Origin of the sequence: Bradyrhizobium sp. SZCCHNRI1029, from assembly GCF_032487555.1 — a bacterium.
In the GTDB taxonomy this organism is placed as follows: Bacteria; Pseudomonadota; Alphaproteobacteria; order Rhizobiales; family Xanthobacteraceae; genus Bradyrhizobium.
This window is the reverse complement of sequence record NZ_JAUEUK010000004.1, coordinates 395,039-415,363: the sequence shown is the minus strand read 5'-3', so window position 1 is coordinate 415,363 and position 20,325 is coordinate 395,039. Positions and strand designations below refer to the sequence as shown.

The following is a 20,325-nucleotide window of genomic DNA, read 5'->3' as shown; positions in this document are numbered from 1 at the left end:
CCAGGTCTAGCGTTTCCCCATCGGGCTCGCACTCGGGGATTTGCGATGCGCCACCTGCGAACTGCACAACGTAGCGCTGATCAGACCGAGTGCGGTGCACCACAAATCCCCCTGTGGTTGTCGTCATCGCATCACTGGGCACCGATGTTGTCAAATCATCTTTACACATGGTGTGACGCCCAGTTCACATCCGCCACCGATCCGTCGCTCTGGAACCAGCTCTGCTTCGCGCCTGAATCGGCGCCGCGTGCAAAGCGGCAAGCGCTTTACACGCCTGAGGAAAAGCGCCGGCGCGACGCCACGCCATGGACCCTGGTGCAGGGCATTCTGGCGCCGCTGCAATTCCTCGTCTTCCTGATCAGCCTCGGACTCGTGGCGCGCTATCTCGCGACCGGCGAGGGACTCTGGCTCGCGACCGCCTCGGTCGTTCTGAAAACAGCGCTGCTCTACACCATCATGATCACCGGCTCGATCTGGGAGCGGGTCGTGTTCGGGCGTTATCTGTTCGCACCGGCCTTCTTCTGGGAGGACGTGTTCTCGATGCTGGTGATCGCGCTGCATACGGCCTATCTGGCCGCGATCATCGGTCATATCGGCGGCGCCCAGCAGCAGATGCTGCTCGTGCTCGCCGCCTACGCCGCCTACGCGATCAACGCCGCGCAATTCCTGCTCAAGCTGCGCGCGGCACGGCTGCAGGACGAGGCGATGGCGCCGGCCGCCGTCACCAGCGTGGAGCGCGCGTCATGACCATTCCCGCGCAAGCCTGCACCGTTTCAGCTGCATCGTCACCGGATGGCGTGCTGCGCGAGCGCGGACAGCGCGAGGTGTTCTGCGGCCTCACCGGCATCGTCTGGCTGCATAGGAAGATCCAGGACGCGTTCTTCCTCGTCGTCGGCTCGCGCACCTGCGCGCATCTGATCCAGTCGGCCGCCGGCGTCATGATCTTCGCCGAGCCGCGCTTCGCCACCGCCATCATGGAGGAGCGCGATCTCGCCGGCCTCGTCGACGCCAATGACGAGCTCGACCGCATCGTCGCACAGCTGCTGGCGCGTCGGCCCGAGATCAAGCTGCTGTTTCTGGTCGGCTCCTGCCCGTCGGAAGTGATCAAGCTCGACCTGTCACGCGCGGCGCTGCGGCTGTCGCAGCGCTTCTCACCTGATGTGCGCGTGCTCAACTACTCCGGCAGCGGCATCGAGACGACGTTCACGCAAGGCGAGGATGCCTGCCTCGCGTCGCTGGTGCCGGTGCTCCCCGCAGCCGATCGGGCTGCGCGGCCATCGCTGCTGGTGGTCGGCGCGCTCGCCGATGTCGTCGAGGACCAGTTCAGGCGGACCTTGGCGGCAATCGGCGTCGACCAGGTCTCCTTCCTGCCGCCGCGCCGCTCCTCGGAGCTGCCCGCGATCGGCCCCGAGACGCGCGTGCTGCTGGCGCAGCCCTTCCTCGGCGACACCGCACGTGCGCTCGAGGAGCGCGGTTGCCGCCGCATCGCTGCGCCATTTCCGCTCGGCGGCGAAGGCACCGCGCTGTGGCTCGCAGCCGCCGCCGACGCCTTCGGTGTCTCTCGCCCCCATGTCGAGCGGACCCTCGCGCCGCTGAAGGCGCGGGCCGAGCGCGCGCTGGCGCGCTACCGCGCGCAGCTCGCCGGCAAGCGCGTCTTCCTGTTTCCGGACTCCCAGATCGAGATCCCGCTGGCGCGTTTCCTGGCGCGCGAGATCGGCATGGAGCTGGTCGAGGTCGGCACGCCCTATCTGCACCGCGATCATCTCGCCTTCGAGCTGAACCTCCTGCCCCAGGGCGTCCTGCTCAGCGAAGGCCAGGACGTCGAGCGCCAGCTCGACCGTTGCCGCGCCGCGCGGCCCGATTTCGTCGTGTGCGGGCTCGGCCTCGCCAATCCGCTGGAGGCCGAGGGTCTCACGACCAAATGGTCGATCGAGCTGATCTTCACGCCGATTCAGGGTTTTGAGCAGGCCGGCGATCTCGCCGAGCTGTTCGCGCGGCCCTTGCTGCGTCAAACCAGACTGGCGGTGTGAGATGCAGCTGTCGGTCTGGACCTATGAAGGACCTCCGCACATTGGCGCGATGCGCATCGCGACCGCGATGCGCGACGTGCACTACGTGCTGCACGCGCCGCAGGGCGACACCTACGCCGATCTCCTGTTCACGATGATCGAGCGCCGCGACCGCCGCCCGCCGGTCACCTACACCACGTTCCAGGCGCGCGATCTCGGCGGCGACACTGCGGATCTGCTTCAGAGCGCGGTGCGCGCCGCTTACGAGCGCTTCCAGCCGCAGGCGATGCTGGTCGGCGCGTCCTGCACGGCCGAGCTGATCCAGGATGATCCCGGCGGGCTCGCGCAGGCCTTGAAGCTTCCCATTCCGGTGATCCCGCTCGAGCTGCCGGCCTATCAGCGCAAGGAGAATTGGGGCGCCTCGGAAACGCTCTACCGGATTGTACGGGCGTTAGCTGCGTCTTCCGCTGATGGTTCCCCCCGCCGTGAAAGGAAAACAGGCGCCCGTCCAGTCTGCAACCTGCTTGGTCCGACGGCGCTCGGCTTCCGTCACCGCGACGACCTCGCGGAAGTGACCAGGCAGGTTGTGGAGCTCGGCATCGAGATCAACGTCGTCGCGCCGTGGAACGCGACGCCGGCCGATCTCGCCCGCCTTCCCGACGCCGATTTCAACATCGTGCTGTATCTCGAGATCGCGCTGACGACGGCGCAATGGCTCAATCGCCAGTTCGGCCAGCCTTTCACGCGCACGATCCCGATCGGCGTCGGCGCGACGCGCGACTTCATTGCGGAGGTCGCAGGCCTCGCCGGCGTCGATGCCGCGCCGGTGCTGGCGCGCAGCGAGAGCCGGCTGCCGTGGTACTCGCGCTCGGTCGATTCGACCTATCTCACCGGCAAGCGCGTCTTCATCTTCGGCGACGCGACCCATGCGGTCGCCGCGGCGCGCGTCGCGACGCAGGAGCTCGGCTTCGAGGTCGTCGGCCTCGGCACCTATGCCCGCGAGTTCGCCCGCGAGATCCGCGAAGCCGCCGCGATCTACGGCGTGGAGCCGCTGATCACGGATGATTACCTGGAGGTCGAGGCCCGCGTCGGCGAGCTGCGGCCCGAGCTCGTGCTTGGCACGCAGATGGAGCGTCACATCGCCAAGCGGCTCGGCATTCCCTGCGCCGTGATCTCCTCGCCGTGCCACGTGCAGGATTTTCCCGCGCGCTATTCGCCGCAGATGGGCTTCGAAGGCGCCAACGTGCTGTTCGACACCTGGGTGCATCCTTTGATGATGGGCCTGGAGGAGCATCTGCTCGGCATGTTCCGCGAGGACCATGAATTCGCCGATCACGCGCCGTCGCATCTCGGCGCAGCACCGGCCGCGCCGCCGCAGCAGCCGCAGCTGCGCGTCGTCGAAACCAACGTCACCACCGAGCTTGCCTGGGCGTCCGACGCCGAGCGCGAGCTGACCAAGATCCCCTTCTTCGTGCGCGGCAAGGCCCGCCGCAACACCGAACGATTCGCGCGCGAGCGCAACGTCAACCTGATCACGCTCGAGACCTTGTACGATGCCAAAGCGCATTTCGGTCGCTGACGTCACACCCATCCGGGTGGTGATCGTGACGATGGACAGCCATCTCGCCTCGGCTGCCGTGCGCGCGCGCACGGCGTTGCAGGCGGAGCTGCCCGGGCTCGATCTGAAGGTGCATGCGGCCGACGAGTGGGGCTGCAATCCGACCGCGCTCGAACATTGCCTTGCCGATATCGCCACCGGCGACATCGTCGTCGCCACGATGCTGTTCATGGAGGATCACATCCAGCCGGTGCTGCCGGCGTTGCAGGCGCGCCGCGACCAATGCGACGCCATGATCGGCTGCCTCTCGGCCGGCGAGGTGGTGCGCCTGACCCGGCTCGGCAAGCTGACGATGTCGGGCTCCGCCACCGGCGTGCTCGGCCTGTTGAAGCGGCTGCGCGGCAGCAACCGCTCCGGCAATTCCAGCGGCCAGGGCCAGATGAAGATGCTGCAGCGGATGCCGCGCCTGCTGCGCTACATCCCCGGCACCGCACAGGACCTGCGCGCCTACTTCCTCACGCTGCAATATTGGCTCGCCGGCTCCGAGCAGAATTTTGCGAACATGGTGCGCTTCCTGGTCGGCCGCTACGCCGACGGCCCGCGCGCCGCGCTGCGTGGCAAGACCAACGCGGCCGAGCCGGTGACCTATCCGGATGTCGGCCTCTATCATCCGCGGCTGTCGCCGCGGATGATAGAGCGCGCCGACCAGTTGCCGGCCCTGGCGAAGCCGGCCGGCCGCGTCGGCGTGATCTTGATGCGCTCCTATCTGCTCGCCGCCAACACCGCGCATTATGACGGCGTGATCGCAGCGCTGGAGGCGCGCGGGCTTGCGGTCATTCCGGTGTTCGCCTGCGGGCTGGACTCGCGCCCTGCGATCGAGCGCTATTTCCAGAAGGACGGCGTTGCCACCGTCGATGCCGTGATCTCGCTCACCGGTTTCTCGCTGGTCGGCGGCCCCGCCTACAATGACGCGCGCGCCGCGGAAGAGGTGATGGCCGGCCTCGACGTGCCGCTGATCGCGGCGCATCCGCTCGAATTCCAGACCGTCGAGCAGTGGCGCGATGACGCGCGCGGGCTGACGCCGGTTGAAGCGACGATGATGGTCGCGATTCCCGAGCTCGACGGCGCCGTCGGCCCGACCGTGTTCGGCGGCCGCTCGGCGATGGCCGATGCCGGCCGCGACATGGCCTCGCTGCCGGAGCGCGCGGCGCAACTCGCCGCGCGTGTGGCCAGGCTCGTCGAGCTGCGCCGCTCCGCGCGCGCCGAGCGGAAGCTCGGCGTGGTGTTGTTCAACTTCCCGCCGAACGGCGGCAGCGCCGGCACCGCCGCCTATCTCTCGGTGTTCGAGTCGCTGCACAATGTAATGACATCGCTGCGCGCGGCGGGCTACACGATCGACGTCCCCGACACCGTGGACGCGCTGCGTGCGCGTGTGCTCAAGGGCAACGCCGAGCGCTTCGGCACCGCCGCCAACGTCGCGGCGCGCATCCCGGTGGATCAGCATGTCCGGCGCGAGCGCCACCTCGCCGAGATCGAGAAGCAGTGGGGGCCGGCGCCCGGCCGTCACCAGACCGATGGCGCCAGCCTCCTCGTGCTGGGCGAGCAGTTCGGCAATCTGTTCGTCGGCCTGCAGCCGGCGTTCGGCTACGAAGGCGATCCGATGCGGCTGCTGTTCGAGCGCAGCTTTGCGCCGACGCATGCGTTTGCGGCGTTCTATCGCTGGCTGCGCGAGGATTTCCTTGCCCACGCCGTGCTGCATTTCGGCACCCATGGCGCGCTCGAATTCATGCCGGGCAAGCAGGCCGGGCTGTCCGCGGAATGCTGGCCGGAGCGTCTGATCGGCGACCTGCCGAACTTCTACATCTACGCGTCCAACAACCCGTCCGAGGGCGCGCTCGCCAAGCGGCGCGGCGGTGCCACCCTGATCAGTTATCTCACGCCCTCGATCACGCGCGCCGGCCTCTACAAGGGGCTCGCCGATCTGAAATCCTCGCTCGACGCCTGGCGCAATCTGTCGCCGGACGCGACCGAGCAGGTGAGGGGCGACAGCGCGGCGCTGATCCAGGCGCAGGCGGCGGCGGTCGATCTTGCCGCGGCCGAGCCGCTGTGGGGTGACGAGCGCGATGCCAGCATCGGCGCGCTGTCCGCGAGCGTGCTGGAGCTGGAATACTCGCTGATCCCGCATGGCCTGCATGTCGTCGGCGCGCCGCCGCCCGAGGGGCAGCGGACCGAGCTGCTCGACCTCGCCGGCATCGCCGATCCGGCCAAGCGTGCCGAGCTCGACAGGATGCTCGCCACCGACGGCGAGACGCCCGCGATCCTGCACGCGCTCGACGGCGGCTACATCCGCCCCGTGCCCGGCGGCGATCTGCTGCGCAACACCGACGTGCTGCCCACCGGCCGCAATCTCCATGGCTTCGATCCCTTCCGCATTCCCAGCGCCTTCGCGCTCAAGGATGCCGAGCGCCAGGTCGCGCGGCTGCTCGCCCGCCATGCAGGTGAAGGCCACAAGCTGCCCGAGACAATCGCGCTGGTGCTGTGGGGCACCGACAATCTCAAGACCGAGGGCGGGCCGATCGCGCAGGCGCTGTGGCTGATGGGCGCCGAGCCACGCCATGACAGCTATGGCCGCCTCTGCGGCGCGAAGCTGATCCCGCTGGAGCAGTTGGGCCGCCCGCGCATCGATGTCGTCATCACTCTCTCGGGCATCTTCCGCGACCTGATGCCGTTGCAGACCAAGTTGCTCGCCGAAGCAGCGCTGCTTGCGGCGTCCGCCGACGAGCCGGCCGACATGAATTACGTGCGCAAGCACGCGGTCGCGTTCCAGGCCGCGCATGGCGGCGAGCTGGCGGATGCGTCGCTGCGTGTGTTCGGCAATGCCGAGGGTGCCTATGGCGCCAACGTCAATCATCTGATCGATTGCGGCGCCTGGACCGATGAGGACGAACTCGCCGACGTCTACACACGGCGCAAGGGCTTTGCCTACGGCACCGACGGACGCCCTGTCCGGCGCGACGCGTTGCTCGGCCATGTGCTGGCCGGCGTCGATGCGGCGTATCAGAACGTCGACTCGGTCGAGCTCGGCGTCACCACCATCGATCACTATTTCGATACGCTCGGCGGCATCAGCCGCGCGGTGAAGCGCGCCAAGGGCGAGGCGGCGCCGGTCTATATCGGCGACCAGACCCGCGGCGAAGGCACGGTGCGCACGCTGTCAGAGCAGGTGGCGCTGGAGACCCGTACCCGCACGCTCAATCCGAAATGGTACGAGGCGCTGCTCGCCCACGGCTATGAGGGCGTGCGCCAGATCGAGTCGCATGTGACCAACACCGTCGGCTGGTCGGCCACCACGGGCCAGGTCGCGCCCTGGGTCTATCAGCAGATCACGACGACCTTCGTGCTCGACCCCGCGATGCGCGAGCGGCTTGCCTCGCTCAATCCGGCCGCGTCGGCGAAGATCGCCAACCGACTGATCGAGGCGCATGAGCGCAATTACTGGACCCCGGACCCTGACATGCTCGACGTGCTGCGCAAGGCGGGGGAAGAGCTCGAAGATCGCCTCGAAGGCGTGGGAGTTGCCGCATGAACGTGACATTACGACCGCCGCTGACGACCGCGCCGCGACGCCCCGACGGGGCCGGCAGCGTGCAGGTGCAGCTCGATCCGAACGTCGTCATCGACACCGCGAAGGTGTTCTCGGTGTATGGCAAGGGCGGCATCGGCAAGAGCACGACGTCGTCGAACCTCTCGGTCGCGCTGTCCAAGCTCGGCAAGCGCGTGCTGCAGATCGGCTGCGATCCCAAGCACGACTCCACCTTCACTTTGACCAAGCGGCTGGTACCGACGGTCATCGACATTCTCGAGCAGGTCAATTTCCACGCCGAGGAGCTGCGCCCGGAGGACTTCGTCTACCAGGGTTATAACGGCGTGATGTGCGTCGAGGCGGGCGGGCCGCCGGCCGGCACCGGCTGCGGCGGCTACGTCGTCGGCCAGACCGTCAAGCTGCTCAAGGAACACCATCTGCTCGAAGACACCGACGTCGTGATCTTCGACGTGCTCGGCGACGTCGTCTGCGGCGGCTTCGCAGCGCCCTTGCAGCACGCCGACCGTGCGCTGATCGTGGCTGCGAACGACTTCGACTCGATCTTCGCGATGAACCGCATCGTCGCCGCGATCCAGGCCAAGTCGCGCAACTATCCGGTGCGGCTCGGCGGCGTGATCGCCAACCGTAGCGCCGCGACGGACCAGATCGACAAGTTCAACGAGCGGGCCGGATTGAGGACGGTGGCGCACTTCCCCGATCTCGACGTCATCAGAAAGAGCCGGCTGAAGAAGTGCACGCTGTTCGAGATGGAGGCCTCGCCCGACGTCGAGCGCGCCCAGAACGAGTATCTGCGCCTCGCCGCCTCGCTGCTCGCCGGCAGCGAGCCGATGCAGGCGGTGCCGCTCAAGGACCGCGACATCTTCGATCTCCTTGGTTTCGATTGAGTAGGGCTCTCTCCGATGACCTCAGCGCAATATCTCGCCCGCCGCAGTGAAGTGGAGACCTATTTCGACCGCACCGCGGTCGCCGCCTGGACACGGCTGACGTCGGATGCGCCGGTCGGCCGCATCCGCGCCACGGTGCGGGCCGGCCGTGACGAGATGCGGCGGACGCTGCTGTCATGGCTCCCGCTCGATCTGCGCGGCGCGCGCATTCTCGACGCCGGCTGCGGCACCGGCAGCTTCTCGATCGAAGCGGCGCGCCGCGGCGCCGACGTCGTCGCCGTCGACATCTCGCCGACCCTGATCGAGATCGCCCAGCGCCGGCTGCCCGACGACATCAGCCGCAACGCCATTCAGTTCGTCGCCGGCGACATGCTCGATCCCAGGTACGGCGGCTTCAACTTCGTCGTCGCGATGGACTCGTTCATCCACTACCGCGCCGAGGATGCCGTGCGGATTGTCGCCGGTGTGGCCGCTCGCACCTCCGACGCGATCCTGATGACCTACGCGCCGCGCACGCCGATGCTCGCCGTCATGCATGCCGTCGGTGGCGTGTTCCCGCGCGGCAACCGCGCGCCGTCGATCGAGCCGGTCGCCGAGCAGAAGCTGTATCGCCTGATCGCCGACCATCACGATCTCGCCGACTGGCGCTGCGCCCGCAGCCGCCGCATCGCCAACGGCTTCTATATCTCGCAGGCGCTGGAGCTCCGCCCGGCATGAGCGCACGCGCACCATCGATCATGCAGGCGTGGATGCGGCTGTCGTCGCGCTATCTGCCGTTTGCGGATGCCGCCTCGACCGAGCTGCCGCTGTCGCGCCTGATGCGGCTGTCGCTGTTCCAGGTCTCGATCGGCATATCGGTGGTGCTGCTCAACGGCACGCTCAACCGCGTCATGATCGTGGAGCTCGGCGTGCCCTCCTGGCTGGTCGCGACCATGGTGGCGCTGCCGCTGGTGTTCGCACCGCTGCGGGTGCTGATCGGCTTCAAGTCCGATCATCACCGCTCGGTACTCGGCTGGCGCCGGGTGCCCTACATCTGGATGGGCACCCTGTTGCAGTTCGGCGGCCTCGCGATCATGCCGTTCGCGCTGCTGCTGCTGTCGTCGGCCGATGCGCCGGGCCAGGTGATTGCCGGCCGTCTCGGTGCGGCGCTCGCCTTCCTGCTGGTCGGCGCCGGGTTGCACACCACGCAGACGGCAGGCCTGTCACTCGCGACCGACATCGCGCCGGAGCATTCGCGTCCGCGCGTCGTCGCCTTTCTCTACGTGATGCTGATGTTCGGCATGATGGCGAGCGCGCTGACCTTCGGTGGGCTGCTCGCCGAGTTCAGCGAGATGCGGCTGATCCAGGTGATCCAGGGCGCGGCGCTGACCGAGATGGTGCTCAACGTCATCGCGCTGTGGAAGCAGGAGGCGCGTGATCCGTCGCGCACGTCGGCGGCCCGCGAGCGGCCGCGCTTCGGCGACTCCTGGCGACACTTCCGGGAGGCGGGTGGCTCGGCACGCGTGCTGCTCGCGGTCGGGCTCGGCACCGCCGGCTTCACCATGCAGGACATCCTGCTGGAGCCTTACGGGGCTGAGATCCTGCATCTGACCGTCGGCGAGACCACGGCGCTGACCGCCTTGTTCGCTGCGGGCACGCTGGCCGGCTTCGGTCTCTCCGCGCGCCGCCTCGGCAAGGGCTCCGATCCCTATCGGATCGCCGCCGTCGGCGGACTGGTCGGGCTGTTCGCCTTCTCTGCTGTCATCTTCTCGGCGCCGCTGGCCTCACCCTTGTTGTTCCGGATCGGCACCACGCTGATCGGGTTCGGCGGCGGGCTGTTCGCCGTGGGCACGCTGACGGCGGCGATGGCACTGGTGCAGAACGGCGAGAGCGGGCTTGCGCTCGGTGCCTGGGGCGCGGTGCAGGCGACGGCGGCGGGGCTCGCGATCGCCGGAGGCGGCGCCATTCGCGATGTGATGTCGCAGCTCGCGCTGGATGGCCGCCTCGGCGTCGCCCTTGCCGGTCCCGCGACCGGCTACAGCATCGTCTACCACGTCGAAATCGCGCTGCTGTTCGTCACGCTTGCGGTCATCGGACCGCTGGTGCGGCGGCGAGCGGCGGAGCCGCAGCAACTACAATTCGGAATCGCTGAATTTCCAGGTTAGCCCGGTCGGGGAGGAAACCATGCAGACGTCTTTCACGAGCTACATCGATGTCGCCCAGGTGGTGCTTTACGGGTTCTGGGTGTTCTTCGCAGCCCTGATCTTCTACCTGCGCACCGAGGACAAGCGCGAAGGCTATCCGCTGCAGTTCGAGGGCCGCGTCGGCCGCCGGACCGCCTCGAGCGGTCACGGCTTCCCGACCCCGCCGAGCCCGAAGACCTACCACATGCATGGCGGCCGCACCGCGACCCTGCCGAACTGGGACAACGACCGCGCCGATGCGCCGGTGACGCCGATGTATCCCTGGCCGGGCACGCCCTACCTGCCGACCGGCAATCCGATGCTCGACGGTGTCGGTCCGGGCTCCTTTGCCGCGCGCAAGGACGAGCCGGAGCTGACCATCGACAACATCCCTGCGATCGTGCCGCTGCGCGTCGACGGCAGCATCTTCATCGCCTCCGAAGATCCGGATCCGCGCGGCATGCCAGTGCTGGGTTGCGACGGCAGGCTCGGCGGCAAGGTTCGGGAGGTCTGGGTCGACCGCGCCGAGATGCTGATCCGATACCTCGAGGTCGAGGTCGACGGCATCGTCGGACGTCACGTGCTGCTGCCGATGACCATGGCCATCGTCGACAGGTCGCGCAAGGCGGTGCTGGTCGATGCCATCCTCGGCTCGCAATTCGCCAGCGTGCCGGGCCTTGCCAACCCCGACCAGGTCACCAAGCTCGAGGAAGACAAGATCGTCGGCTACTATGGCGGCGGTCATCTCTACGCGACTGCTGCACGGCAGGAGCCGCTGCTGTGAGTACGCGCAGGGAGATGGACACGCTGATGCTGCCGGAGGGCGAGCGGCTGCTTTGGCAGGGACGGCCCACGGTGAAGGCGCTGCTGCTGCGGGTGTTCCACCTGCGCCTGGTGCTGGCTTATTTCGCGGCGCTGTTCGGCGCGCGCGTTGTGGCGGGCGTGCTCGATCATCAGCCGCTCGCGGCCTCGGTCGCCGGCGCCTCGTCGCTGGTGACGCCGGTGGCACTGGCGACGCTGCTGCTCACCGGGCTCGCGGTGCTCTACAGCCGCACCACGCGCTATACCATTACCAGCCGGCGCGTACTGCTGCAGTTCGGCGCCGTGTTGCCGATGACCCTGAACGTGCCGTTCAAGCAGGTGGCACGGGCGGATGCGAAGCTGTTCTCCGATGGCTCCGGCGATCTGCCGCTCGGCGTCACCGCGCAGCAGCGGCTGTCGTATCTGCTGCTGTGGCCGCATGCGCGGCCGTGGCGGCTGAACGAGGTCGAGCCGATGCTGCGCGGCGTTCCGGACGCCCGCAACGTCGCCGAGATTCTTGCCAAGGCGCTGGTTGCGGCGTCGGATGGCGCCGTCGCCGCGCAGCCGCTGCCGACAGCCAATGGTCAGTCGCAAGGCGCACCGCCGGCGGCGGTCGCCAGCGCGGCGTGATCGGGAGGAGGGCGCGATGAGCAACGCCGATAGCCATGCCGAAGCCGAGATCATCATTCCGAAGGGCGCGCTCCGCGCGGCCTTCGCGCTGGTCGCCTTTGCCCTGCTCGCGGCCGGCGTCGGCCGGGTCACGGGTATCGGCACGGTGCGCAACGACCACGTCACGGCGGTGCAGTCGACGGCGCTGCGGTTCGAGGACCGTGCCGATGGCGGCATTGCGGTGGTGTCGCCCGACAGCGGCAAGCTCGTGACCGTGGTCGAGGCCGGCGGCGATGGCTTCCTGCGCACCGTGCTGCGCAGCATGGCCTTCGACCGCCAGCGTCACGCGATCGGATCGGGCCCGGCGTTCACGATCAACCGCTGGTCCGACGGCCATCTGACACTGGACGATCCCGCCACCGGCCGGCGGATCGATCTCGCGCCGTTCGGCGCCGACAACATGCGCCGGTTCACGGGATTGATGGCGATGGGAGAGCCGCGATGAGAGGATTATGGGCCGCCGGGCCGCGCCGCTTCGACATCGGCTGCAGCATCGAGATCGAGCAGACCTCCGAGACCTTGCATGCCCATGTCACGCTCGACCGCGACGTCAACATTCGTCCGGGCGACGAAGTGCTGATCCAGGGCGCGCCGATCGTGGTGAAGTTCGGCGAGCAGCTCAACCTGCGCCGCACCGCCACGGTGGTGCGGGCAGGTCCCTTGAAGCGCCTGATGATGCATGTCGCGGGCTATCTCGAGCTCACGGAATTGTACGACGTCAGCTTTTCGGACGGGAGGGTCAGATGATCGCGATGGAAGGCGGAAGCGGCAACATCTCCACCAAGATGGCATTGGAGGACACGATCCTCACGCCGCGCTTCTACACCACCGACTTTGCGGCGATGGACCGGCTCAACGTCGACCTGGTGCGCCGCGAATGGGATGCGGTCATGGCCGAGCTGCGCGCCGACCACAACCGCAAGCACTTCGTGCGCACGCCGGAATTCGAGAAGGATCTGAACGAGCTGCCCGAGGCGCTTCGCGTGGAGTTCAAGGACTTCCTGGTGTCGTCCTTGACCGCCGAGTTCTCCGGCTGCGTGCTCTATGCCGAGATCAAGAAGCGGATCACCAATCCCGATATCCGCGAGCTGTTCCAGTTCATGAGCCGCGACGAGGCGCGCCATGCCGGCTTCATCAACGAGATCCTCAAGGATCACGGCATCGGCGTCGACCTCAGCTTCCTCACCAAGACGAAGAAGTACACCTACTTCAAGCCGAAGTTCATCTTCTACGCGACCTATCTGTCCGAGAAGATCGGCTACGCCCGCTACATCACCATCTATCGCCAGATGGAGCGGCATCCGGAGCGCCAGTTCCACCCGATCTTCAAGTGGTTCGAGCGGTGGTGCAACGACGAGTTCCGGCACGGCGAGGCGTTCGCGCTTCTCATGCGCGCCGATCCGAAGCTGCTCAGCGGCCTCAACAAGCTGTGGATCAAGTTCTTCCTGCTCGCGGTGTTCGCGACGATGCATGTCCGCGACCACATGCGCCCCGCCTTCTACGAGGCGCTCGGCATGCCGGTGGACGAGTACGACATGCGCGTGTTCCGGATCACCTCGGAGATCTCGCGCCAGGTGTTCCCGGTCATGCTGGACATCGATAATCCGCGCTTCTGGGCCGGCTTGAGGCAGCTGCGCCAGGTATCGGAGGCGATTGCCGATGCAAAGGCACAGGGGGGCATCATGGGCACGCTCAAGCGCGCCGTGCTGCCGCTCAAGGCGGCGCTGACCTTCGGCCGGCTGTACATGCTGCCGGCCAAGAGCAACGAACTGCCACGGGAGATCAGGCTGCAACCCGCCTGGTGACAAGGAGCCGGCCATGGGCGCGACCGCGATTGCCATTCCCTACGTCGTGTTCGTCTGGTGGTTCTCGACCGGCGCCGTGCTGGTGCTGGTCGGGCTCGCCGCCCGCCATCCGGCCGCGTTCAAATGGGGCACGGCCGCGGCGTTCGTCGCGGCCCTGTCGGGCGTCGCGGTGTCGAGCCAGGCGGCGGAGGATGCCAACGCCTATTGCGCCTTCACCTGCGCCATTCTCCTGTGGGGCACGGTCGAGATGTCGCTGCTCGCCGGCTGGATCACCGGCCCGCGGCCCGAGTCGTGCCCGCGGGACTGCACGCCGGCCTCGCGCGTCGGCTTCGCGCTGCAGGCGATCGCCTATCACGAGTTGGCGCTGATCGCGACCGCGGGCCTCGTCTTCGCGGTGACATCGGGCGCGCCGAACCGGCTGAGCTGGTGGACCTTCGCGGCACTGCTGGTGCTGCGGCAAAGCGCCAAGATCAATTTGTTCCTTGGCGTGCGCACCCTGAACGACGAGCTGCTGCCGCAGCAGGTCCGCTTCATGCGCAGCTATTTTGCAAAGAAGTCCACCAACCCGTTGTTCCCGTTCTCGATTGCCGCGGCGACCACCGCGACCGTGATGGTCGCCGCTGCCGCGATCGGCGCTACGTCATCGTTCGACGGCGTCGCGCTGTCACTGCTCGCATCGTTGATCGCGCTCGGCCTGCTCGAGCATGGCTTCATGGCGCTGCCGATGCCGGTGATCAATCTGTGGCGCTGGAGCGCGCCAGTCGAGCCTGCCGTGCCAGCGATGGCGGTCGTGGCTGCCGCTCCCGCACCAGTGCCCGCGACGCCTTTGGTCCGGCCGGTGCTCGCGGTAGTCTCTCCTGCGCCGCAGGCCGAGCGTCCCGTCTCTGTTCAGAAGAATGCAGCAGCCGCAGCACGGCAGCGGCTCGAAGAGCAATTCCGCCAAGCCTATCGCCAGGCCCGCGCTGACGCGCAGGCGCAAACCATCACCGGACTGGCCGCGGTGCCGGTCACGCCGCCGGTCGATCCGAACACGACAGCACAGGGGGGAGTACCATGAACTACGAAGACTATTTCCGCCGCCAGCTCGACGGTCTCAGGCGCGAAGGACGCTATCGCGTGTTCGCCGACCTCGAGCGCAAGGCCGGCGCCTTCCCGCGTGCGACCTATCGTGGCCCCCATGGCGAGCGCGATGTCGCGGTGTGGTGTTCCAACGACTATCTCGGCATGGGCCAGCACCCCAAGGTTCTGGAGGTGATGCACGAGGCGCTCGACCGCTGCGGTGCCGGCGCCGGCGGCACCCGCAACATCAGCGGCACCAACCACTATCATGTCCTGCTGGAGGAGGAGCTCGCCGATCTCCACGGCAAGCAGGCTGCGCTCTTGTTCAACTCCGGCTATGTCTCGAACTGGACGTCGCTGTCGACCTTGGCTTCGCGCATGCCCGGCTGCGTGATCCTGTCCGACGAGCTCAACCACGCCTCGATGATCGAGGGCATCCGCCACAGCCGCTGCGACACCCGGATCTGGCGCCACAACGACGTCGCCGATCTCCGCGACAAGCTGTCGGGTCTCGATCCCAAGGCGCCGAAGCTGATCGCGTTCGAGAGCGTCTATTCGATGGACGGCGACATCTCGCCGATCTCGGACGTCTGCGACGTCGCCGACGAGTTCAACGCCATGACCTATCTCGACGAGGTCCACGCCGTCGGCCTGTACGGTCCGCGCGGCGGCGGCATCTCGGAGCGCGACGGCGTGGCCGATCGCCTGACCGTGATCGAGGGTACCCTGGCCAAGGCGTTCGGCGTGATCGGCGGCTATATCACGGCCTCCAACACGGTCTGCGACTTCGTTCGCAGCTTTGCCTCCGGCTTCATCTTCTCCAGCTCGCTGCCGCCGGCGGTGGCGGCGGGGGCGCTGACCAGCATCCGGCATCTGAAGGCCAGCAATGCCGAGCGCGCCCGGCACCAGGACCGCGTCGCTCGGCTGCGCCGCCGGCTCGACGAGGCCGGCGTCAGCCATCTCGACAATCCCAGTCACATCGTGCCGGTGATGGTGCGGGATCCTGTGCTGTGCAAGCGGATCAGCGACATCCTGCTCGAGCGCTATGGCATCTATGTGCAGCCGATCAACTATCCGACGGTGCCGCGCGGCACCGAACGGCTGCGCATCACGCCGTCGCCCTATCATTCCGATGCGGATATCGAGCATCTCGTTGCGGCACTCTCGGAGATCTGGGCCGAGATGGGTCTCGCGCAAGCGGCATGAGGTGACGCTTCGCGCGGCGTTTGAGTCAGATCAAATTGTCAATCGATCTTGACGTTAAGATTGATAGACAAATTGATAGTCGGGGAGAACGCCGTGCGGATCTTGTTGCTGCATCCGAATTATCACTCCGGCGGCGCCGAGATCGCCGGCAACTGGCCGCCCGCCTGGGCGGCCTATATCTCTGGCGCGCTGAAGGCGGCCGGCTTCACCGACCTCCGCTTCATCGACGCGATGACCAACGATCTCTCCGAGGATCAGGTCCGCGCCATCCTGCGCAGCGAAAAGCCTGACGTGATCGGGTGCACCGCGATCACGCCCTCCATCTACAAGGCCGAGCGTCTTCTGGAGATCGCTCGGGAGGAGCACCCGGACGCACTGACCGTGCTCGGCGGCATCCACGCCACCTTCATGTATCAGCAGGTGCTGACCGAGGCGCCGTGGATCGACGCCATCGTGCGCGGCGAGGGCGAGGAGATCATCGTCGACCTGATGCGCGCCCGCGAGGACGGCCGCTGGGCGACGGACCGCCGCAGCATCAAGGGCATCGCCTATCGCGACGGCAGCGAGGTCGTGGCGACGGTGGCGGCGCCGACGGTGAAGAACCTCGATGCGATCACGCCGGATTGGAGCGTGCTCGAATGGAGCAAGTACATCTACATCCCGATGAACAAGCGGGTCGCCATCCCCAACATGGCGCGCGGCTGCCCGTTCACCTGCAGCTTCTGCTCGCAATGGAAATTCTGGCGCGACTATCGCATCCGCGACCCGAAGAAGGTGGTTGATGAGATCGAGACATTGATGCGCGAGCACGATGTCGGCTTCTTCATCCTCGCCGACGAGGAGCCGACCATCAACAAGAAGAAGTTCATAGCCTTCTGCGAGGAGCTGATCCGCCGCGACCTCAAGATCCTCTGGGGCATCAACACCCGCGTCACCGACATCCTGCGCGACGAGGCGCTGCTGCCGCTGTACCGCAAGGCCGGCCTGATCCACGTCTCGCTGGGGACGGAAGCCGCGGCGCAGATGAAGCTCGACCGCTTCAACAAGGAGACCACGGTCGCGCAGAACAAGAAGGCGATCCAGCTCTTGCGCGACGCCGGCATCGTCGTCGAGGCCCAGTTCATCGTTGGCCTCGAGAACGAGACCCGCGAGACCCTGGAAGAGACCTACCAGATGGCGCGCGACTGGAAGCCGGATCTCGCCAACTGGGCGATGTACACGCCCTGGCCGTTCTCCGATCTGTTCCGCGACCTCGGCGACAAGGTCGAGATCTTCGACTACGAGAAGTACAATTTCGTCACCCCGATCATGAAGCCGGACGCGATGGACCGCGGCGAGCTGCTCGACGGCGTCATGAACAACTATCGCCGCTTCTACATCCTAAAGGCGCTGTTCTCCTATCCCTGGGCCGGCTCCGGCGAGCGCCGCCGCTATCTGCTCGGCTGCCTCAAGGCGTTCCTGAAGTCGGGCTTCGAGCGGAAATTCTACGATCTCGGCCGCGTTAATTACTGGGGGCCGCAGTCCAAGGGCAAGGTCGATTTCGGCTTCGATACGTCGCGCAGGCGCGCCGATCCCGGCAAGATCGAATGGAAGACGAGCCATAATCGCAAGCTGAGCGGACCGCAGCAGGCGCAGGTGATGGCCTGTGGCGGCGGCGCCGGGCAGATGAGCGACGAGACCGAGACGCGGGTGCATTGAGATGCACGGCACGTGCGCCCGGCACGTTCCGCTGCCGCGTGCTGACGCCGCGCCTGACCATCAGGACGGCGTTGCTGAAGGCCACATCGCCGGCCGCATCGGTCCCAACGCGATCATCCAGACCGCGGAGGCCTTGCGTCAGCTGCACGGCGAGGAGGCGGCGCGCCGCGTCTTCGCGGCCGCGCGGCTCGACACCTATCTCGCGACGCCTCCGGCGGCGATGGTCGACGAAGCCGAGGTCACGCGGCTCCATCGTGCGCTTCGGACCGAGCTCGACGACGATGCTGCGCGCGCCGTCAGCACCAGGGCAGGGCGGCTGACGGCGGCCTATCTGCTCGCGCATCGCATCCCCTCCGCGGCGCACCGCGTGCTCCGGCTGCTGCCGGCCCGGCTCGCGAGCGGCGTGCTGACGCGGGCGATATCCGCGCATGCCTGGACGTTTGCCGGGACCGGCACCTTCACCGTACGCCCAGGTCGGCCCACCATCTACCAGATCAGCCATTGTCCGCTGTGCCGCGGCCATCACGGCGATCACGCCATCTGCGACTTCTACGCTGGGACGTTCGAGACGCTGTTCGCAAGGCTCGTGCATCCCGACGCCCATGCGCGCGAGATTGCCTGCGAAGCCTGGGGTGACGAGGCCTGCCGGTTCGAGATCGGCTGGTGAGACGGCGCCATGCGAGACGTGACACCGCAATGGCATCGGTTGTCGCGCTCAGCTCGGCAGAAACCGCGCTCCTTCCTTGCCGAAGAAGTCCAGCATCGCCTGCGCCGGCGGCAGCAGCAGCTTGTCGGCGCGCCGCACCGCGTGCCACTGGCGGATGATCGGCAATCCCGCGACCTTCAACGTCACCAGCCGCCCCTCGCTGAGCTCATGGGCGACGGTGTGCTGCGAGATGAAGGCGATGCCGAGGCCGGCGATCACGGCCTGCTTGATGGTCTCGTTGCTGTCCATCTCCATGCTGGTCTTCGGCTTCAGACCATGCTTCTCGAAGAATGTCTCCATCAGCAGCCGGGTGCCCGATCCCGGCTCCCGGGTGATGAACACCTCGCCGGCGAGATCCTCGGCCGCGATCCGCTTGCGGCGCGCCAGCCGGTGGTTGGCTGGGGCGATGATGATGTGCGGGTGCTTTCCGAACGGCCGCATATCCACGGGAACGTCGGCCGGTGGCCGGCCCATGATGGCGATGTCGAGATCATAGCCGCGCAGTGCCTCGCGCAGGCTGTCGCGATTGCCGATCCGCAAGGTGACGTCGATCTTGGGGAAGCGCCGCGAAAATTCCGCGATCGCAAACGGCACGAAATATTTCGCGGTGCTGACCGCGCCGATCGCCACGCGGCCGCCGCTGCGTCCCGCCAGAATGTCGAGCGCCTGCTCGCAGTCCTGCAGCGCGGCTTCGACGCGCTCGGCGAGTGCCAGGACGCTGCGGCCGGCCTCGGTCAGGATCATGCCGTCGGTGGTGCGCTGGATCAGCGGCAGCCCGGCGAGCTCCTGAAGATTGCGAATCTGCAGGGTCACGGCAGGCTGAGTGAGGTTCAAACGGCCGGCCGCAGACGTCACCGACCCCGAGTTTTGCACGGCAGCCAGCGCCCGAAGCTGGCGGATGGTGAGATCGCGAGAGAAGTGCCGGCTCATGGAACCCTCGATGAGATCGCCAGTATAAGGAAAACTTTGGTCTATCCAAAGATAATGAAATTTCCCTAATTAGGCAAATCGAGTGTTGATAGCAGCGCGGCACGACGCATTCGTGCGGCTTCATCAAGTTCCCGGCAGAGGAGCTGATGGCGAGGGAGTGGCCCATGAATCACCAAATGGATCAACATCAGACATTGCAGGCACATCTGGCGGCGCAGGGTGCCGACGCCGATTGCGCCGCGGTCATCGAGGCTCTGGCCGGGGCGGCGCGCGAACTCGCGCGGCAGATCGCGGTCGCACCGCTGTCTGGCGTCGACGAAGGCGCCGCCACCGTGAACGCCGACGGCGACGTCCAGAAGGCGCTCGACATCGTCGCCGACAATCTGATGCGGGATGCGCTGCGCCGGGCTCCGGTCGCTGGCATCCTGTCCGAGGAGGTCGACCGGCCGGAAACGGTCAATGCTGCTGCCCCACTTTGCGTGGCGATCGACCCGCTCGACGGCTCGTCGAACCTGCAGAACAACATCTCCGTCGGCACCATCTTCTCGATCCGCCCGCGGGGCCGCGACGTGCTCTCCAGCTTCTTCGAGCCCGGCACGGCACAGCTTGCCGCCGGCTTCTTTGTCTATGGACCACAGACCTGCCTGGTGCTCGCGATCGACCATCGCGTCGATCTCTACGTCCTGCATCCGACCTTGCACGAGTTCATGCTCGCCAAGTCTGGCATCCGCATCCCGCAGGATACGCCGGAGTTCGCCATCAACGCGTCGAACCGCCGGCACTGGAGCGGGACCGTGCGCAACTATGTCGACGAATGCCTGTCGGGCGCGGCCGGCCCGCGCGGCCGCGACTTCAACATGCGCTGGATCGCCTCGCTGGTCGCCGAGGCCTATCGTATCCTGATGCGCGGCGGCGTGTTCCTCTATCCGGCCGACTCCCGCCCCGGCTATCGCGAGGGCCGGCTGCGGCTGGTCTACGAAGCGCATCCGATGGCGCTGATCATGGAATGGGCCGGCGGCTCGGCCTCGAGCGGCCGTTCGCGCATCCTCGAACTGTCGGCGCGCTCGCCGCATCAGCGCGCGCCGCTGATCATGGGCGACGTCCGCCTTGTCCGCGACGTCGACCAGTTGCATGAGGGCATCGAGCCGCTGTTCGAAACCAGCGATGCGCCCCTGTTCGCGCGGCGCGGCCTGTTCCGCTGAGCCCGCCTGCCGAACGCGCCTTCCGGAGAAAG

At 67.2% G+C, this 20,325-nt stretch carries 18 protein-coding genes; 17 read left to right on the top strand and 1 reads right to left on the bottom strand.

Annotated features, from left to right (window positions below; all coding sequences use genetic code 11):
- Window positions 1-147 precede the first annotated feature (147 nt).
- The 16 genes from bchF to bchJ all read left to right on the top strand — a co-directional run bounded on the left by bchF (window position 148) and on the right by bchJ (window position 18,122).
- Window positions 148-747, top strand: coding sequence for a 2-vinyl bacteriochlorophyllide hydratase (gene bchF, locus QW861_RS14110; protein ID WP_316193180.1), 600 nt, complete (start codon window positions 148-150; stop codon window positions 745-747).
- Window positions 744-2,030 (top strand): ferredoxin:protochlorophyllide reductase (ATP-dependent) subunit N, encoded by a 1,287-nt coding sequence (locus tag QW861_RS14105; protein ID WP_316193179.1) that lies wholly within the window; start codon window positions 744-746, stop codon window positions 2,028-2,030. Before bchF ends, QW861_RS14105 begins: the two co-directional genes overlap by 4 nt.
- 1 nt (window position 2,031) lies before the next feature.
- A complete protein-coding gene (gene bchB / locus QW861_RS14100) occupies window positions 2,032-3,588 on the top strand; it encodes a ferredoxin:protochlorophyllide reductase (ATP-dependent) subunit B (RefSeq protein ID WP_316172520.1) in 1,557 nt (518 codons plus the stop codon).
- Window positions 3,563-7,153 (top strand): magnesium chelatase subunit H, encoded by a 3,591-nt coding sequence (locus tag QW861_RS14095; RefSeq protein ID WP_316172519.1) that lies wholly within the window; start codon window positions 3,563-3,565, stop codon window positions 7,151-7,153. Before bchB ends, QW861_RS14095 begins: the two co-directional genes overlap by 26 nt.
- Complete coding sequence (gene bchL / locus QW861_RS14090; protein ID WP_315714321.1) at window positions 7,150-8,055, top strand: ferredoxin:protochlorophyllide reductase (ATP-dependent) iron-sulfur ATP-binding protein; 906 nt, start codon at window positions 7,150-7,152, stop codon at window positions 8,053-8,055. Before QW861_RS14095 ends, bchL begins: the two co-directional genes overlap by 4 nt.
- A 15-nt stretch (window positions 8,056-8,070) precedes the next feature.
- Window positions 8,071-8,772: a magnesium protoporphyrin IX methyltransferase gene (bchM, locus tag QW861_RS14085; protein WP_316193178.1), complete on the top strand. Its 702-nt coding sequence runs from the start codon at window positions 8,071-8,073 to the stop codon at window positions 8,770-8,772.
- Window positions 8,769-10,199 carry a BCD family MFS transporter gene (locus QW861_RS14080; protein ID WP_316193177.1) on the top strand — a complete coding sequence of 477 codons (1,431 nt, stop codon included), beginning with the start codon at window positions 8,769-8,771 and terminating at the stop codon, window positions 10,197-10,199. Before bchM ends, QW861_RS14080 begins: the two co-directional genes overlap by 4 nt.
- A 19-nt stretch (window positions 10,200-10,218) precedes the next feature.
- Window positions 10,219-11,001: a photosynthetic reaction center subunit H gene (gene puhA, locus QW861_RS14075; RefSeq protein ID WP_316193176.1), complete on the top strand. Its 783-nt coding sequence runs from the start codon at window positions 10,219-10,221 to the stop codon at window positions 10,999-11,001.
- Window positions 10,998-11,648 carry a photosynthetic complex putative assembly protein PuhB gene (gene puhB / locus QW861_RS14070; protein ID WP_316193175.1) on the top strand — a complete coding sequence of 217 codons (651 nt, stop codon included), beginning with the start codon at window positions 10,998-11,000 and terminating at the stop codon, window positions 11,646-11,648. The genes puhA and puhB overlap by 4 nt, the downstream gene beginning before the upstream one ends.
- 16 nt (window positions 11,649-11,664) lie before the next feature.
- On the top strand, window positions 11,665-12,132 hold the full coding sequence (puhC, locus tag QW861_RS14065; RefSeq protein WP_316172513.1) for a photosynthetic complex assembly protein PuhC: 468 nt from the start codon (window positions 11,665-11,667) through the stop codon (window positions 12,130-12,132).
- Entirely contained in the window at window positions 12,129-12,434 is a 306-nt protein-coding gene (locus QW861_RS14060; protein ID WP_315714327.1) for a hypothetical protein, read from the top strand. Before puhC ends, QW861_RS14060 begins: the two co-directional genes overlap by 4 nt.
- Entirely contained in the window at window positions 12,431-13,492 is a 1,062-nt protein-coding gene (gene acsF, locus QW861_RS14055; RefSeq protein WP_315714328.1) for a magnesium-protoporphyrin IX monomethyl ester (oxidative) cyclase, read from the top strand. The genes QW861_RS14060 and acsF overlap by 4 nt, the downstream gene beginning before the upstream one ends.
- 13 nt (window positions 13,493-13,505) lie before the next feature.
- Complete coding sequence (gene puhE / locus QW861_RS14050) at window positions 13,506-14,549, top strand: putative photosynthetic complex assembly protein PuhE (protein WP_316193174.1); 1,044 nt, start codon at window positions 13,506-13,508, stop codon at window positions 14,547-14,549.
- Window positions 14,546-15,757, top strand: coding sequence for a 5-aminolevulinate synthase (gene hemA, locus QW861_RS14045; RefSeq protein WP_316169203.1), 1,212 nt, complete (start codon window positions 14,546-14,548; stop codon window positions 15,755-15,757). The genes puhE and hemA overlap by 4 nt, the downstream gene beginning before the upstream one ends.
- Window positions 15,758-15,850: 93 nt before the next feature.
- Window positions 15,851-17,455: a magnesium-protoporphyrin IX monomethyl ester anaerobic oxidative cyclase gene (bchE, locus tag QW861_RS14040; protein WP_316172511.1), complete on the top strand. Its 1,605-nt coding sequence runs from the start codon at window positions 15,851-15,853 to the stop codon at window positions 17,453-17,455.
- A 1-nt stretch (window position 17,456) separates the two neighbouring features.
- Entirely contained in the window at window positions 17,457-18,122 is a 666-nt protein-coding gene (bchJ, locus tag QW861_RS14035; RefSeq protein ID WP_315714333.1) for a bacteriochlorophyll 4-vinyl reductase, read from the top strand.
- A 48-nt stretch (window positions 18,123-18,170) separates the two neighbouring features.
- Here the strand turns inward: bchJ and QW861_RS14030 are convergent, their stop codons facing one another.
- On the bottom strand, window positions 18,171-19,091 hold the full coding sequence (locus tag QW861_RS14030; protein ID WP_315714335.1) for a LysR family transcriptional regulator: 921 nt from the start codon (window positions 19,089-19,091) through the stop codon (window positions 18,171-18,173).
- 146 nt (window positions 19,092-19,237) lie between these two features.
- Between QW861_RS14030 and QW861_RS14025 the strand changes: the two genes are divergently transcribed.
- Entirely contained in the window at window positions 19,238-20,293 is a 1,056-nt protein-coding gene (locus QW861_RS14025) for a class 1 fructose-bisphosphatase (protein WP_315714336.1), read from the top strand.
- Window positions 20,294-20,325 lie beyond the last annotated feature (32 nt).

Bases quoted from the DNA above. Each gene is read 5' to 3' on its own strand.
- bchJ (WP_315714333.1), top strand. From the start codon at position 17,457: ATGCACGGCACGTGCGCCCGGCACGTTCCGCTGCCGCGTGCTGACGCC.
- puhA (WP_316193176.1), top strand. From the start codon at position 10,219: ATGCAGACGTCTTTCACGAGCTACATCGATGTCGCCCAGGTGGTGCTT.
- bchL (WP_315714321.1), top strand. From the start codon at position 7,150: ATGAACGTGACATTACGACCGCCGCTGACGACCGCGCCGCGACGCCCC.
- QW861_RS14030 (WP_315714335.1), bottom strand. From the start codon at position 19,091: ATGAGCCGGCACTTCTCTCGCGATCTCACCATCCGCCAGCTTCGGGCG.
- QW861_RS14080 (WP_316193177.1), top strand. From the start codon at position 8,769: ATGAGCGCACGCGCACCATCGATCATGCAGGCGTGGATGCGGCTGTCG.
- acsF (WP_315714328.1), top strand. From the start codon at position 12,431: ATGATCGCGATGGAAGGCGGAAGCGGCAACATCTCCACCAAGATGGCA.
- hemA (WP_316169203.1), top strand. From the start codon at position 14,546: ATGAACTACGAAGACTATTTCCGCCGCCAGCTCGACGGTCTCAGGCGC.
- puhC (WP_316172513.1), top strand. From the start codon at position 11,665: ATGAGCAACGCCGATAGCCATGCCGAAGCCGAGATCATCATTCCGAAG.
- QW861_RS14105 (WP_316193179.1), top strand. From the start codon at position 744: ATGACCATTCCCGCGCAAGCCTGCACCGTTTCAGCTGCATCGTCACCG.
- bchB (WP_316172520.1), top strand. From the start codon at position 2,032: ATGCAGCTGTCGGTCTGGACCTATGAAGGACCTCCGCACATTGGCGCG.
- puhE (WP_316193174.1), top strand. From the start codon at position 13,506: ATGGGCGCGACCGCGATTGCCATTCCCTACGTCGTGTTCGTCTGGTGG.
- QW861_RS14025 (WP_315714336.1), top strand. From the start codon at position 19,238: ATGGCGAGGGAGTGGCCCATGAATCACCAAATGGATCAACATCAGACA.
- QW861_RS14095 (WP_316172519.1), top strand. From the start codon at position 3,563: ATGCCAAAGCGCATTTCGGTCGCTGACGTCACACCCATCCGGGTGGTG.
- QW861_RS14060 (WP_315714327.1), top strand. From the start codon at position 12,129: ATGAGAGGATTATGGGCCGCCGGGCCGCGCCGCTTCGACATCGGCTGC.
- bchM (WP_316193178.1), top strand. From the start codon at position 8,071: ATGACCTCAGCGCAATATCTCGCCCGCCGCAGTGAAGTGGAGACCTAT.